At 67.3% G+C, this 15,914-nt stretch carries 10 protein-coding genes; 8 read left to right on the top strand and 2 right to left on the bottom strand.

All coding sequences use genetic code 11. From position 1 onward, the window contains the following. Window positions 1-34: 34 nt before the first annotated feature. The gene (locus tag AC1RRR_RS05645) at window positions 35-1,492 is read left to right on the top strand and encodes a CehA/McbA family metallohydrolase (protein WP_492811211.1); all 1,458 of its coding nucleotides are present in this window, start codon (window positions 35-37) and stop codon (window positions 1,490-1,492) included. A gap of 93 nt (window positions 1,493-1,585) precedes the next feature. Further along, a complete protein-coding gene (locus AC1RRR_RS05640; RefSeq protein WP_492811209.1) occupies window positions 1,586-2,953 on the top strand; it encodes a glycoside hydrolase family 28 protein in 1,368 nt (455 codons plus the stop codon). Between the two features lie 3 nt (window positions 2,954-2,956). Here AC1RRR_RS05640 and AC1RRR_RS05635 read toward each other — a convergent pair whose 3' ends face one another. Then, window positions 2,957-3,895 carry a LysR family transcriptional regulator gene (locus tag AC1RRR_RS05635; RefSeq protein ID WP_492811208.1) on the bottom strand — a complete coding sequence of 313 codons (939 nt, stop codon included), beginning with the start codon at window positions 3,893-3,895 and terminating at the stop codon, window positions 2,957-2,959. Between the two features lie 94 nt (window positions 3,896-3,989). Between AC1RRR_RS05635 and AC1RRR_RS05630 the strand changes: the two genes are divergently transcribed. From AC1RRR_RS05630 to AC1RRR_RS05605, 6 genes are all read left to right on the top strand, one after another. Then, window positions 3,990-5,177, top strand: a complete 1,188-nt coding sequence (locus tag AC1RRR_RS05630) for a mandelate racemase/muconate lactonizing enzyme family protein (RefSeq protein ID WP_492811207.1) — start codon at window positions 3,990-3,992, stop codon at window positions 5,175-5,177. Between the two features lie 60 nt (window positions 5,178-5,237). After that, window positions 5,238-6,506: a C4-dicarboxylate transporter DctA gene (gene dctA, locus AC1RRR_RS05625; RefSeq protein ID WP_492811205.1), complete on the top strand. Its 1,269-nt coding sequence runs from the start codon at window positions 5,238-5,240 to the stop codon at window positions 6,504-6,506. Between the two features lie 44 nt (window positions 6,507-6,550). Continuing rightward, window positions 6,551-10,288 (top strand): LamG-like jellyroll fold domain-containing protein, encoded by a 3,738-nt coding sequence (locus tag AC1RRR_RS05620; protein ID WP_492811203.1) that lies wholly within the window; start codon window positions 6,551-6,553, stop codon window positions 10,286-10,288. Window positions 10,289-10,293: 5 nt separating this feature from the next. Continuing rightward, window positions 10,294-10,500, top strand: coding sequence for a hypothetical protein (locus AC1RRR_RS05615; RefSeq protein ID WP_454716557.1), 207 nt, complete (start codon window positions 10,294-10,296; stop codon window positions 10,498-10,500). Window positions 10,501-10,660: 160 nt separating this feature from the next. Beyond that, the gene (locus AC1RRR_RS05610; protein ID WP_492811201.1) at window positions 10,661-13,492 is read left to right on the top strand and encodes a TonB-dependent receptor; all 2,832 of its coding nucleotides are present in this window, start codon (window positions 10,661-10,663) and stop codon (window positions 13,490-13,492) included. Between the two features lie 117 nt (window positions 13,493-13,609). Beyond that, the gene (locus AC1RRR_RS05605; protein WP_492811200.1) at window positions 13,610-14,770 is read left to right on the top strand and encodes a lactonase family protein; all 1,161 of its coding nucleotides are present in this window, start codon (window positions 13,610-13,612) and stop codon (window positions 14,768-14,770) included. Here the strand turns inward: AC1RRR_RS05605 and AC1RRR_RS05600 are convergent. Next, entirely contained in the window at window positions 14,767-15,897 is a 1,131-nt protein-coding gene (locus tag AC1RRR_RS05600; protein ID WP_492811199.1) for an alpha/beta hydrolase, read from the bottom strand. The genes AC1RRR_RS05605 and AC1RRR_RS05600 overlap by 4 nt on opposite strands. Window positions 15,898-15,914: the final 17 nt, after the last annotated feature.

Raw genomic sequence — 15,914 nt, 5'->3', positions numbered from 1 at the left:
GCAGCCTCGGCCGCCCATTCTTTTGGATAAGCCCATGCTCCGCTGGCTCGCCCTCGTCCTGCTGCTGATCGCGTCTCCCGCACTGGCCCAGGAGGGTAAGCCGGATCTCGTTCTGACCGGCGAGATCAACGGCACCGACCACCAGACCTACAAGCCCGTGCCGTTCGACGTTCCGGCCGGTACCACGCGTGTCACGGTGGCGTTCGACTACACCGGCCGCGAGAACAAGACGGTGGTGGACCTGGGCCTGCTGGATCCGGTCCGCTTTCGGGGCTGGAGCGGCGGCAACAAGAAAGGTTTCTTCGTCTCGACCGAGGCGGCGACGGCCAGCTATCTGCCGGGGCCGCTGCCGGCCGGGAAGTGGACCCTGCTGCTGGGGGTGCCCAATGCGCGGCCGAACTCCAAGGCGACCTACGAGGCCAAGGTCTGGTTCGCGCGGGGCCCCGTTGCGCTGCCGGCGACCCTGGCCAAGGCGGCGACGCCGGGCTGGTATCGCGGTGACCTGCACATGCACACCGCCCATAGCGACGGCGGCTGCACGACGGGCGACGCGCCACGCGCGCCGTGCCCGGTCTATCGCACTGTGCTGGCGGCCCAGGCCGCGGGTCTCGACTTCATCGCGGTCACCGACCACAACACGACCAGCCAAGCGCAGGCCCTGACCGAGCTGCAGCCGGCGTTCCCGAACCTGCTGCTGATGGTCGGTCGCGAGGTCACGACCTTCCAGGGCCACGCCAACGTCTTTGGTCCCACGGCCTTCATCGATTTCCGCCTGGGCTCGAAGACCGTCCCGACTATCCGCAGCCTGCAGCAGGCGGTGAAGGTTGCCGGCGGCGTGTTCTCGATCAACCACCCGGCCGTGCCGTCGGGCGAGATCTGCATGGGTTGCGGCTGGACCGCCAAGGACACCGACTACGGCGCGGTGACCGCCATCGAGGTCGCCAATGGCGGCAACGAGAAGGCGCTGGGCGGCTTCGAAGGCATCCTGTCGGGCGTGCCCTTCTGGGAGGCCCAGCTGAACCAGGGCCGCCGGATCACCGCCATCGGCGGCAGCGACAACCACGACGCGGGCATCCCGCACGACAAGCCTTCAGCCGTCGGTCGGCCCGCGACGGTGATCCACGCCGAGGGACTCTCGACCGAGGCGTTGCTGGCGGGGCTGAAGGCAGGGCGGGTGTTCGTCGACCTGGACGGCACGCGTGACCGGATGCTGGACCTGTCAGCCCGTGCCGGCGATCGGACGGTTGTCATGGGCGGAGCGCTGATGGCTAAGCCGGGCGAGGCGGTGGTCTTCACGGCCTCGGTCACGGGTGTCGATGCGGCCAGCCTGGAGATCATCCGGGACGGCGCCAAGGTCACGCCGGCGATCTCGGACGGCAAGTTCGAGATCCGGATGGGGCAGGGCAAGAGCTGGGTGCGGGTCAATGTCCGCGACGCCGGCGGTCGGCTGCTGCTGATCGGCAACCCGATCTACCTGACACCCGCGCCCTAGCTATGCCGGGACGGCATGGCGAACGCTGATTTAGGCATGGGCGGCGAGGGGACTCGCCGCCTAGTCTCCCGCGATAATCGGGAGGCTTTCAGTATGCGCGACGGGTTGATGATGGCGGGGGCCGTGACGGCCCTTCTGGTGGCGGCGACGGGTGCTCAGGCGCAATCGACCAACAGCTTCCCGGCCAAGGTCTGCGACGTGCGTGAGTACGGCGCTGGCGGCACGCGCATCTGGTTCGACACCGAGGCCTTCCAGAAGGCCATCGACGCCTGCGCCTCGGCCGGCGGCGGCACCGTGCGGGTGACGCGCGGCGAATATCTGATCGGCCCGATCTGGCTGAAGTCCAACATCCGCCTGGAGATCCTGAAGGGCGCCGAGGTGCTGGCCGGCACGGATGCGGCGCTGTTCCCGCACGGCGAGCGCAGCGGCGTGATCAATGTCGATGGCGCCGAGAACGTGGCCATCGTCGGCGAGGGCCTGGTCGACGGCCAGGGCCAGGTCTGGTGGGAGCGCATCCGCGCCGTGTGGCGCGCGATCCCCGACTTCGCCACGAACGGCCAGGCCCGCCAGCAGCAGAAGGACGAGCGTCCGCGCCTCGTCTGGATCAACAAGAGCAAGAACGTCCTGTTCGAAGGCCTGCGCTTCGAGAACTCGCCGTCGTTCCACCTGGTGATCAACAACAGCGACTACATCACCATCAACAAGGTCCGCATCACCGCGCCGGCCCACGCGCCGAACACCGATGCGATCGATCCGATGAACACGCGCCACGTCGTGATCACCAACAACGTCATCAGCGTTGGCGACGACATCGTGGCCATCAAGTCGAACGGCCCCGACGAGCGTTATCCGGACGCGGTGTCGTCCGACATCCTGATCGCCAATAACACGATCCTGGAAGGCCGAGGCATCTGCATCGGCAGCGGCGCCAGCGGCGGCGTCCAGCGCGTGCGGGTCGAGAACAACACCTTCGAGGGCTCGATGTACGGCCTGCGGATCAAGTCGATGCGCGGCAAGGGCGGGACGATCAAGGACGTGGTGTTCAAGAACAACACCATGAAGGACGTCGAGACCCCGCTGGTCTTCACCAGCTACTACGAATATCGCCCGCTGGACCTGGCCTCGGCCGAGAAGCAGCTGCAGCCGGGCGGCTTCATCCTGGGCAACCAGATCTGGCCGGGCCCGACCGATCCGGTCCAGCCCTTCGTCCACGACAAGACGCCGGACATGTCGGGCATCGTCGTCGACGGCGTCACCGCCACGGGCGCGGACCTGGCCGGCATCGTCACCGGCCTGCCCGAAAAGCCGATCGGCATCACGCTGAAGAACATCAAGATCACGGCCAAGAAGGGCCTCCTGGTCCGCAACGCCGAGGTGCTGACCCAAGGCTTCGCGATCCAGTCGGCCGACAAGACGCCGTTCCGCCTCGAGGCGGGCGGCCTGGTCAAGGCCGCCAAGTAGTCGTCAGGCGTTCGCGGCCTGGTCGGGGATCTCCTCGACCTCGCCCGGACCCTTGAAGACACCCAGCTCCGACCAGAACCCCTCGGCCGCCAGGCTCTGGCGGGCTGCGGGGCGGAAGACGCGGATGTCGACGGCCACGTCCCATTCGACGCCGCCGGCGCGCACCAGGCGGCCCTCGGCGACCTCCAGTTCGGCCAGGGTTTCCGGCAGCCACGCCACGCCGCGTCCGTCGCGGGCCATCGGCATCAGGCTGGCGGCCAGGCGGGCAGAGAAGACCTCACGCAGGCCCGAGGCGCGGTCGATGAAGCGCTGGGACTCTAGGATCCGGCCCAGCCCCGACTCGGCGCTGTAGCTCAGATACGGGATGTCGGTGTCGCCCTCGGTCAGGGTCCAGCGCGGCGCGCCGGTCTCGTCGGGCGCGCAGAAGGGCACCAGGGCGTCGCGGCCGACCATCACCGAGCGGAACTGCGAGCCGAAGCGGCCCGGCGCGGCGGCGTGGTGATGGCACAGCAGGAACTGGGCCTGGCCGTGCAGCATCAGCTCTTCACAGGCCTGCATGCTGTCGGAGATCAGCCGCACAGGGCCAAGCGGCGCGCGCGACTCCAGCAGGCGGATCCACTGCGGGAAGAAGGTGAAGGATAGCGCGTGGGTGGCGGCGAAACGCAGGGTCGCGGCTTCCTTGCCGCCGGCTTCGCGCGCCTCGCGGCGCAGCTGGATGATCCGGCGGATCAGCTCGTCGGCCCCGCCACGGAACTGCTGACCGGCGGCGGTCAGGGCCACCCCGTTTGCGGTACGGTCGAACAAGGGCGCGCCGATCCAGTCCTCCAGCGCCCGGATACGGCGGCTGAAGGCGGGCTGGGTCACGTTCCGGTTCTCGGCGGCGCGCGAGAAGTTGCCGGTCTCGGCCAGCGCCGCGAAGTCTTCCAGCCAGATCAGTTCCATAGTTGATGCCTGTTGCGCATAGCGACCATCGAGAATGGCATTGGCCCGTCCGAGGGGCTCCGGCCTAGGGTTTGTCTGACAAGTGGAGAACCCCGTGCGAATTCTAGACATCCGCGAGAAGACGGTCTCAATCGCCTCGCCGATCGCCAATGCTTATATCGACTTTTCAAAGATGACCTGCTCGGTTGTCGCCGTCATTACCGATGTGTTGCGGGACGGCAAACCGGTTATCGGCTACGGCTTCAATTCCAATGGCCGGTATGGCCAGGGCGCCCTGATGCGCGAGCGTTTCCTGCCGCGCCTGGCCGAGGCCGCTCCCGACAGCCTGATCGACGAGAAGAACGACAACCTCGACCCGTTCGCCATCTGGAAGACCCTGATGACGAACGAGAAGCCGGGCGGTCACGGCGAACGCTCGGTGGCGGTCGGCACGATCGACATGGCCATCTGGGACGCCGTGGCCAAGATCGCCGAGAAGCCGCTGTACCAACTGCTGGCCGAGCGTTATCGCGGCGGCCAGGCCGACGACAAGGTCTGGGTCTACGCCGCCGGCGGCTACTACTATCCGGGCAAGGACGACGCCCAGTTGCAGGCCGAGATGCGCAGCTATCGCGACCGCGGCTACAAGGTCGTGAAGATGAAGATCGGCGGCGCTTCGCTGGACGTCGACCTGCGCCGCATCGAGTCGGTGCTGGAGATCGTCGGCGACGGCCAGAACCTGGCGGTGGACGCCAACGGTCGCTTCGACCTGGAGACGGGCATCGCCTATGCCGAGGCCCTGAAGCCCTACAATCTGTTCTGGTACGAAGAGGTCGGCGACCCGCTGGACTATGCCCTGCAGGCCGAGCTCTCCAAGCACTACGAGCTGCCGATGGCGACCGGCGAGAACCTGTTCTCGCACCAGGACGCCCGCAACCTGCTGCGCCACGGCGGCATGCGTCCCGACCGCGACTACCTGCAGTTCGACTGCGCCCTGTCGTATGGCTTGGTCGAATACCTGCGCACGCTGGATGTGTTGGAGCAGAACGGCTGGTCGTCGCGCCGGATCGTGCCGCACGGCGGCCACCAGATGTCGCTGAACATCGCCGCCGGCCTGCACCTGGGCGGCAACGAGTCCTATCCCGACGTCTTCAAGCCGTTCGGCGGCTTCGCGGACGGGATCCGGGTCGAGGACAGCTATGTCGGCCTTCCGGACGTGCCGGGTGTCGGCTTCGAGGCCAAGTCGGAGCTCTACGCCCTGATGCGGACCCTGACCGAAGATGTGGCGCACCGCGCGGCCTAAGACAAAGACAACGGGACGACCCGGCGAAGACAGCCGGGCGTCCCCGGGGGGACTAAAGACTTGAACCTCAAGCGCCTGTTTTCACAGATCTACATCCAGGTCCTGATCGGCATCGCGATCGGGGCCGCGATCGGCATTCTGTGGCCCCATGTCGGCGCGGCGCTAAAGCCGGTCGCCGACGGCTTCATCAAGCTGATCAAGATGCTGCTGGCCCCGATCATCTTCGGAACCGTGGTGGTGGGCATGGCCCGCATGGGCGACCTCAAGGAGGTCGGCCGCATCGGCGTGAAGGCCCTGATCTATTTCGAGGTGCTGTCGACCATCGCCCTGGTGATCGGCCTGATCGTCGTCAACGTCATGCAGCCGGGCGCGGGCCTGAACATCGACGCGTCCAACCTGGACGGCAAGGCGCTGGCCAGCTTCACGGAAGCCGCCAAGGAGCAGGGCGTCATCCCGTTCCTGCTGGATATCATCCCGACCACCTTCGTCGACGCCTTCGCCAAGGGCGCGATGCTGCAGGTCATCCTGCTGGCGGTGCTGACCGGGACCGCCGTCAGCCAGCTGGGCGAGCGCGGCAAGCCGCTGGTCGACTTCATTGACGTCTTCCTGGACGCCATCTTCAAGATCGTCGGCATGGTCATGCGCCTGGCGCCGCTGGGGGCAGGGGCGGGGATCGCCTTCACGATCGGCAAGTACGGGGTCGACACCCTGTGGTCGCTGGGCCGGTTGCTGATCGCCCTCTACGTCACCTCGATCGCCTTCGTGGTCATCGTGCTGGGCCTGGTCATGCGCTCGACGGGCCTGTCGTTCTGGAAGTTCCTGAGCTTCATCCGCGAAGAGATCTTCATCGTCCTGGGCACCTGCTCGACCGAGGCCGTGCTGCCTCGGATGATGAAGAAGCTGGAAGACATGGGCTGCGCCAAGCCGGTCGTCGGCCTGGTCTTGCCAGCGGGCTACACCTTCAACGCCGACGGCACCTGCATCTATCTGACCCTGGCCACGGTGTTCGTGGCCCAGGCGACCAACACCCACCTGTCACTGCTGGACCAGCTGGTGATCCTGGGCGTGCTGCTGCTGACCTCGAAAGGCTCGGCGGGTGTCGCCGGCGCGGGCTTCATCACCCTGGCGGCGACGCTCTCGACCCTGCACGCTATCCCCGTCAGCGGCCTCGTTTTGCTGCTGGGTGTCGACCGTTTCCTCAACGAGGCGCGGGCGGTGACCAACCTGATCGGCAATGGCGTCGCCACCGTGGCGATCGCCAAGTGGGACGGCGCGCTGGACATGGACCAGGCTCGCGCGACCCTGGACAAAGGCGCGACTAGCGCATGACCCTTTTTCAGTTCGAGCTTACCCCGAAGAGGAGCGCCAAGTTGGTGCGTCGATCGAACAAGGCCCTGCGGGCCGCCCTCCTGGCTTCTGCTGCTCTGGCCCTGCCGACCATCGGCAGGGCCGACGGCCTTCTGTTCCACCTCACGGGCGACAAGGGCCTGAAGGCGGACGTCGCGGCTGGGGAGGCGACGCCGAACTTCGCCGACAAGGTCAAGCTCAAGACCGATCCGACCCACGGCGCCTATATCGAAGCGTCCAGCGAGCAGGTGCTGAGCTGGATGGCCCCGGGCAACATCTACGCCCAACGCGGTACGCTCAGCTTCTACTGGCGCGCCCGCGATCCGGTGGGGACGACGCCGTTCCCGCTGTTCCGGGTGGGCTATGCCGATCACACCAGCTGGGACATGGCCTGGCTGCGCATCGACTGGAACGGCAAGGGCTTCGACGCCTTTGTCACTGACGACAACCTGGCCCGAGTCCGGGTCTCGACCACTCAGGCCGCGCCCAAGCCCGACCAGTGGGTGCTGGTGACCTTCGCCTGGGACGAGGCCAAGGGCATCGCGCTCTATATCGACGGCAAGCCGGTCGCCTCGAAGCTCCAGACGGCGGCGCTGGATGCCGGCCTCGACCAGTTCGGCCCGCATAGCCGGGTGGTCTCGCCGCACCAGGTGCAGAGCGCTTACCAGTTCATCCGTGGCGGCGATGTCGACGACATCCGCATCTATGACCACGCCCTGAGCGACGCCGATGTCGCCGGGCTGGCCTCGGGCCAGGATCCCACCAGCGTCGCGCCGGCGCCGGACATGAAGGCCTGGGCCTATCGCTACGGCTGGAACCGTCCGGCTGATCCGCCGCCGTATCTGGCCGACGCCGCGACCAAGATCCGCAAGGTCGAGTTCACCGACCAGTTCGATCTGAAGGAGCGCATGAGCCTGGGCTCGGACGGCATCGCCGAGACCACCTGGCCGGGCGTCTACAACCGCTCCAAGCTGCCGGGCCGTCACGACTATTTCGAGCTGCCCGACTGGAACGTCTACACCGAGGGCGGCAAGGGCATCACCTTCACCCTGCCGAACGAGCCGTGGAACCGCCTGGAATTCCAGGGCGCGGCCTATGGTGTGCTGACCGGTCCCGACAAGCTGCTGATCAAGCGCCCGCAGGGCGAACTGCGCACCCTGAACCAGTTCACGACGCGTACCGGCGGCCAGCTGAAGTTCGAGAACGTGGTCCAGGAGACCCCGATCCAGGAGCTGGGCGCCTACTTCGTGGCTGGCGGCGCTGAGCCTGACGAGACGACGCTGAGCTACAAGGTCAAGCTCGATGCGGATGTTGGCGTCTATCCGTCGCTGGACGAGCTGACGACCTTCGTGAAGGGGCGCTTCGGGCCCGGCGAGCGGACCATGGTCGCGGCCCTGCCGGCTCGGGCGCCGAGCGCGCCGCGCAAGGCCGAGACGGGCCCGAGCCTGCCGATCGCCCACATCCTGATCCCGGCCGACTTCCGCCAGACCCGCGCCGCCGGCCCGGTCGGCAAGTTCCAGTACGGCTGGCAGGGCATGGACGAGGGCCTCGACGGCGTCGCCATCGACATCCCGGCCCTGAAGGTCGCGCCGCTGGCGGGCGGCCTGTTCCCGCTGAACATCAAGGTCAAGGACCCGCTGTGGCCGGGCCGCGATCTGCTGGACGTCAACGTCTCGGTCAAGCCGGGCGAGGCGCGGACCGTGTTCCTCGACACCCGCGACCGGATGATCATGCCGGGCAAGAGCCTGCTGATCACCATCGCCGGGGCCGGCGCGGACTTCGACGCCCGCCAGCTGGACGGCATGAACGTGCGCCTGAAGTTCAAGCCCGCTGACGCGGCCAAGGCCGAGCACATCGCCGACCGCCTGGCCCAGGCGCGCGACAACCTGGCCTTCCTGGTCGAGGAGCACGACGTCTCCAAGCGCCTGGCCCGCTATGCGCGCCTGGACCTGGAGCTGTCGGACCTGCTGCGCGTGGACCCGAAGAACCAGCACGGCCGCGAGATGTGGGCCGAGCTCAATCCCGAACAGCCCGGAACGCCGGTCACCGTGCCGACCGCTCCGGCCGGCGTGCCGCAGTGGGCCTTCCTGCAGACCGAGGACCTCAAGCGTGTCCGCAAGTTCATCGAGTGGTGGATCGACAATCGCCAGGTCAGCTACGGCGATTTCGGCGGCGGCATCTCGGACGATGACGACCTGACCCAGCAGTGGCCGCCCCTGGCGCTGATGGGCGACATCCCCGACAAGGTCACCGCCTCGCTGAACGCCCTGGTCGACGCGGCCTATAAGAACGACATGCTCCCGAACGGCCTTGGCAAGATCAAGACCGACGAGCTGCATTCGTACGAAGAGGCGATCAACGCCAAGTCCGAGGCTATGTACACCGGCTATGGCGACCCCAAGGTCGTCGAGCGGCTGATGGAGACGGCGCGGGCCTATCCGACCGTCATGCAGAAGGCCGAGGACGGCCACGTGCACGTGATCAGCCGGTTCTTCTCGGCCACGGACGTGTCGCGCGACGGCCCGTGGGGCTGGTCGCACCCGTACTCGTACCTGATCCTGCACCCCGGCATCGCGCTGGCCGACTTCAACGACGACCCGACCATCAAGAAGCTGGTCGTCGACCTGGCCGATGGCCACATGGCCCACGGCAAGCAACGTCCCGACGGCTCGTGGGTCTATCCGGAGGATATCCATTCGGCGACCGGCGAGAGCCGCGGCGAACTGGTGGCCGGCGCGCGGGGCAATGTCTCGACCGCCCAGCTGTTCTGGGCCGCCTGGCGCTGGACCGGGGACGAAAAGTACCTGCGCCCGCTGAAGGGCGAGATGGTCAAGGGCAAGCTGGCCGACTTGGACGAGCTGAACGCCGACGTCGTCGACAAGCTGGGCATGCGCGACAGCTGGGGCGCCAAGCTCAAGGCTGACGCCGATGCGGGGGCCGAGGACGCCTACACCCTGTACCAGGCCTGGAAGACCAGCGGCGACACGAAGTACCTGGAGAAGGTCTTCCACGACGAGGTCGTCACGGCCGAGCAGCGCATGTGGATGATGACCGACGCCCACTGGTGGTCGGATCGGGTGGAGCTGTTCAGCGACACCCTGCAGCGCACCCGCCTGGGCGGCATGGCCCTGCGTCGCAACCAGCTGGTCCCCGGACATCTGGTCAGCTGGCGCTTCGACACGCCGACGGCGGCCGAGGATGTCGGCATCCTGGTCACCGGCACGGGCGAGAAGAGCTTCAAGGTCACAGCCTTCAACCTGACCGACAAGCCGATGCACGCCGTGATGACCGGCTGGGACGTCTCGGCCGGCCAATGGAGCGTGACCCGCGCGGTGGATGGCGCCGCCGATCCGGCCGCCGAGGTCGCCCTGGAGCGCACCGCCGGCGTCGACCTGACCTTCGCACCCGGCAAGACCACGACCTGGGAGTTCACGCTGAAGACCCCGGCCGACGCGCCGGCCAAGCGCTTCGACCTGGGCATCGGCGTCGACGACGTGAAGGCCAAGAAGGGCGGCGGCATCGACGTGACGGTCCACAGCCTGGGCGCCAAGCCCGCGCCGGCCAGCGTCGTGATCCTGGAGGACGGGCACGGCAAGGAACTGGCGCGCGCCACCGTTCCGGGTCTCGCCGCGCCGCTGGACCTGAAGCCCAAGACCGCCAAGGTCGCGCTGAAGGGCGAATGGAAGGCCGGCTACCGCGTCCGCCTGTCGGCCGCGGGGGCCGAGATCACCCAGCTCAACAACGTCGTAACAGCCAAGCCCTAGGACCCATGGCCCAGACCATCATCGCTTCCCGAGAAACCTTTCAGAGCCTGCGGGCGCGGCTTCCCGCCGTGACCCGCGAGCACCTGTTCGACTGCTATGCGATCAGCGAGACCACCTGGAACAAGCTGCGCGATGGCAAGCCCGTGAAGTGCGTGACCTTGGAACGAATTCTCGCCCGTCTTGCCCGATTGGAGCAGCGTCTGGCGGCCTGATGCCGAACCAGCATAACCGCGTTCCAACACGGCATTGGCGGGAGTCGACGACCCGACCCTAGTCTTCCTGTCAGACGCCCAAGCTCGCGCACTTCGAACCGCGCGAGCCCAAGCGGCGTCCCAAAACAAAGACGGCAGGAAACCCGTTAGGGGAGGGATTATGCGTACCAAGGAACGCCAGCTGTGGCTGGCCAGCGTCTCGGCTGTGGCCATCGGCTTGAGCTTCGCGGGAGCCGCGTCGGCTCGGCAGGCCGCGCCGGCCGCGCCCGCGGAAGACAACTCGGTGACCGAAGTGGTCGTCACCGGCTTCCGCTCCAGCCTGGACAAGGCTCTGAACGTCAAGCGGTCGGAAGCCGCGGCGGTCGACTCCATTCTCGCCGAAGACATCGGCAAATTCCCGGACCTGAACCTCTCGGAATCCATCCAGCGCATCCCGGGCGTGGCCTTGGCGCGTGACGGCGGCGAAGGCCGCCAGATCTCGGTCCGTGGTCTGGGTCCCCAGTTCACCCGCGTCCGCATCAACGGCATGGAAGCCCTGACGACCGCCGGCGGCGCCGACGCCTCGGGCGGCACCAACCGCGGCCGCTCGTTCGACTTCAACGTCTTCGCCTCGGACCTCTTCAACGCCATCACGGTGCGCAAGACTGCCTCGGCCGACACGGAAGAAGGCTCGCTGGGCGCGACCGTCGACCTGCGCACGGCCCGTCCGTTCGACTACAAGGGCTTCACGATGGTGGGCTCGGCGCAGCTGGGCTACAACGACCTGGCTAAGTCGAAGAACCCGCGCGGCGCCTTCATGATCGCCAACACCTGGGGCGACGGCAAGTTCGGCGCCCTGCTGTCGGTGGCCTATTCCGAGCGCAAGCTGCTGGACGAAGGCTCTTCGACGGTGCGCTGGGCGACGGGCAACGTCTTCTCGCCGGGCTTCAACGCCTTGCCGAACGCCGCCGGCCTGCCGAGCACGGTCAATCCGGCCGAGGCCGCCAACAACGCCGCGTTCCACCCGCGCTTCCCGCGCTTCGACATCTTCAAGAATGACCAAAAGCGCCTAGGTGGCACGCTGTCGCTGCAATATGCGCCGACGGACCGGACCGAGATCGGCCTCGACGTTCTTTATGCCGACTTCAAGGGCACTCGCGAGGAGCAATACCTGGAGGCCCCGTCCTTCAGCGTCGGCGGCGCCTGTACGGTCGCCAATGTCAGCAATTCGTGCGGCATCGCCCAGACCCAGGTGGTCTCGGCGACGATCGACGCCAAGACGAACACGATGACCAAGGGCGTGTTCAACAACGTCGACCTGCGTGTCGAGGACCGCTTCGACAAGCTGGACACCAAGTTCACCCAGGTTGGCCTGTCGGGTAAGCACCACTTCACCGACGATATCGTGGTCGAGGGTCTGATCGGTCACTCCAAGTCGGATCACCAAAACCCGATCCAGACGACGGTCCAGTACGATCAGTTCAATATCCAGGGCTACTCGTACGACTACACCCAGGGCCGCGGCCCGGTGATCGGCTACGGCAACGCCAAGTTGACCGACCCGAACGCCTGGGTGCTGACCCAGATCCGCATCCGTCCGCAATCGGCGGTGAACACCTATGACGTCGCCTCGATCGACGGCACGTGGGACAACCTGGGCATCTTCAAACTGTCGGCTGGCGTCTCGTTCAAGAAGTACGACTTCGAGACCACCGAATTCCGCCGCTCGAATGGCACCAGCACCAATATCGAGCCGACCGTGCCGGCCGCCCTGGTGGCGATCGACAAGTCGACCTACGGCCAGGTGGTCAATTTCGCGGGCTTCGACAGCCTGATCCCCGACACTATGAAGGCCGCCAGCGTTCTCAGCCTCTATGACCAGACCGCCTATGGCGGCACGTTCAAGATGGGCAAGGAGCCGGCGCTGGGCAACAACCGCGGCGTCCGTGAAAAGGACAGCGGCGGATACGTCCAGGCCGACTGGAACACCGAGCTGGGCGCCTGGCCGTTCCGCGGTAACGTCGGCGTCCGCTATGTCGAGACCCAGCAGGACTCGAACGGCTACACCTACCTTTCGGGCGCGCCGCTGGAGATCGAGGCCAGCCGCAAGTATCACGACACCCTGCCGTCGCTGAACATGGTGCTGGAGCCGCGCGACAACTTCCTGATCCGCTTCGGCGCCGCCAAGGTCATGGCCCGTCCGGATCTGGGCAGCCTGACGCCGGGCGCGACAATCAGCGTCTCGGGCGCCGGTCGCTCGGTCACCGCGGGCAACCCGAACCTCGATCCGTTCCGCGCCAAGGCCTACGACCTGTCGTTCGAATGGTACTTCAAGAAGTCGGCCCTGCTGTCGCTGGCCCTCTTCCAGAAGGACATCTCCAGCATGGTCCAGACGCAGCAGAACAACATCGCCTTCACCGGCAATCCGTTCGGCCTGCCCGATAGCGTGGCCATCGCCGCCTGCGGCAACACCAACGGCTGTAACCCCGCGGCGCAGTGGCAGTTCAGCACCCCGGTCAATACCAAGGGCGGCACGCTGAAAGGCTTCGAGATCAACTATCAGCAGCCCTTCAGCTTCCTGCCGGGCGCGCTGAAGCACACCGGCATCCTGCTGAACTACACCGGCGTGAAGTCCGAGATCGACTACCTGAACGGCGCGGGCGCGGTCATCGCCACCGGTGACCTGACCGGCCTGTCGCGCAGCTCCTACAACGCCACCCTCTACTACGAGGACAGCAAGTGGAGCGCCCGCGCCTCGGCAGCCTATCGTGACAACTACCTGACCCGCATCCCGGGTTCGGAAGCGGGCACCAACGCCGATGGCACCAAGGCGACGCTGAACGTCGACGCTTCGCTGCAGTACACGCTGAACGAACACTTCAAGCTGTCGCTGGAAGGCGTGAACCTGACCGACGAGTACCAGGACCAGTTCAACGACAGCGTCGCCGACCGGACCTCGTTCTACCACCACACGGGTCGCGAGTTCATCCTGGGCCTGCGGTATACCTTCTAGCCTGGGCATGAAGCGGCTTTAGCTAGTCCTCCCTTGCTAGAGCCGCGGCCAGGCGCGCGGACGCCAATACTCCTCCCGGCGTCCGCGCGCCTGGCGACACTTGTAAGCGGTGTGGCGATGCGTCTTCGAGTTCTCAGCGGCGTCGCCGCCATTGGCCTGCTGGTCTTGCCGTGCGTGGGGTATGGGCAGATCGCGGTCTCGGCCAATGACGGCAAGCAGGTGCTGGACGACGGCGAACAGGTGGTCCCCGCCAAACCGCTGCCCGACACCGTCTCGCTGATCGACCTGGGCGCCTCGCCCCCCAAGCTTCTGGGCTCCGTCGCGGCCCCGACCAGCGTCATTGGCCCTCCCGCCAGTGTCGCCGTCGCGCCCGACGAGTCCATCGCCCTGGTCACCGCGGCCCGCAAGCTCTCCCCAGCTGGGCCCGGTGGCCAGGGGGCGGATGACCAGGTCAGCGTCATCGCCCTCAAGGACGGTCCGCCGCGCGTGGTCGCCACGCTGCGCGCGGGGCAGGGCGCCTCGGGCGTCTCGATCAGTCCCGACGGCAAGCTGGCTTTGGTCGCCAACCGCGCCGAGGGCACCGTCTCGATCTTCAGCATTTCGGGTCAGGACGTCCGACCCGCTGGGACGGTCGTCATCGGCGACGCCAAGTCCGCGCCGGCCGAGCCGGTGTTCTTCGACGGCGGCAAGCGCGCCCTGGTCAGCCGTGACGGCGACCACAGGATCTCGGTGCTGCGCATCGACGGGACGACCGTGACGGTCGAGCCGAAGACCCTGGCGCCGGGCCTGCGTCCCTACCAGATCGACACCGTCGGCCCGCGCCGCTTCGCCGTGGTCGGCAATATCGGCGGTGGCGGCAAGGACGTCGACACCGTCAGCCTGATCGACCTGGTCTCCGAAGCCTTCCCGCGAGTCGTCGACGTCGTCTCGGTGGGCCTGACGCCCGAGGGGCTGAAGATGTCGCCCGACGGCCGCTTCGTGGCGGTCAATGTCAACAACGGCTCGAACGCCAGCCGCAAGTCGCCGCGTTACTCCAAGGACGGCCTGGTGCAGGTCTGGCGGATCGACGAGCCGGGCAAGCTGGTCAAGGTCGCCGAGGCCAGGACCGGCGGCTGGGGGCAGGGGATCGTCTGGTCCAAGGACGGCAAGACCCTGCTGGTGCAGTGCATGGTCGAGCAGCGGCTGGACGTCTTCGGCTTCGACGGCAAGCGCCTGAAGGCCAAGGGCGCGATCGCCATGCCGGCCGGGCCGGCGGCGATCCGCACCGCCGAGCCCTAATCGAGCTTCTTCGTCTTCAGCCAGCCTTGGATCAGCTTGGCCACCTCGGTCGAGTGCTTCTCGATCATGACCATGTGGCCGCCGCCGTGCAGGCCCACATCCTCCAGCCGCGTGAAGTCGGTCGCCACGCCCGCCTGGCGCAGATAGCGCACCGTGCAGTGGTCGTAGCCGGCGTGGTACGAGGCCTCGGACACCAGCACCAGGACCGGGAACTTGGACAGGTTCACCAGCTTGCGGGCCGGCTCGGCCTGCAGCCAGCAGCGGACCAGGTCGGGCTTCTCGGGCGCGGCGTCCTGAATCCTGGTCAGCTCGGCCGGCGAGGATAGCGCGGGGGCATAGGCCAGCGGCGTCGTGGTCAGGCCGTAGGGACGGCTCAGCTTGTCAGGATCGGAGTCGCCCCAGGGCGGCGGCGCGCCGAAGAAGGGCGGGCCGCTGGGCTCGACCGCGACGATCGCCTTGACCAGCGCCGGCCGCGCCTCGCCGATGGCCCAGCCGAATGCGCCGGACTGCGAGTGGGTGACCACGATCGCGGGACCGATCTTGTCCAACAGGGCCGCGCCGGCCTCGGCGACCAGCTTGGCCGAGACATCGCCGCCGGCGCTCTCGACCTGCGAGGCGTAGAACTGGTCGAAGATCGGATCGCCGGGCTTGCCGGTCCCCGGAAAGCCGGTGTGCAGCTTGGCCTGCGGCCAGCCCTGCGGCTGACCCGGGGCGGGCTCGAAGTTCTGGGTGGCCGTGAAGCGCTTCTGCAGGAACTCCGGCGTCTGGCGTTTGATCGCGCCATAGCTGGCCTCGTAGCCCGAGGCTCCGCGACCCGGCTGGTCCATAAGATAGACGGTCCAGCCGGCGTCGGCGAACACCGACGCCCAGCCGGGCCGGCCGTCCGGCGTGGCCAGGAAGTTTGTCACCGTTTGGCCGGCGCCAGGGATGAAGACCAGCGGCGTCGCGTGTTTCGGCTTGGCTGGCTTCATGAACAGGATGTGCGCCTGGCCAGCCATCGCCTGGCCCTCGCGCACATAGTGTCCGCCGACGAAGAAGGTCCCGACGGCCGGAGCCTGGGCCTGCGCGGCGGGGGTGAGACAGGCCTGGAGGCAGACCAGGGCGATAACGGCCAGCAATCTGTTCATGGCCTATCTCAACCGCC

This window comes from Caulobacter sp. GW821-FHT12D05 (assembly GCF_058807295.1).
Note: the sequence above shows the minus strand (reverse complement) of the source record. Positions and strands in the feature narration are given on the sequence as shown.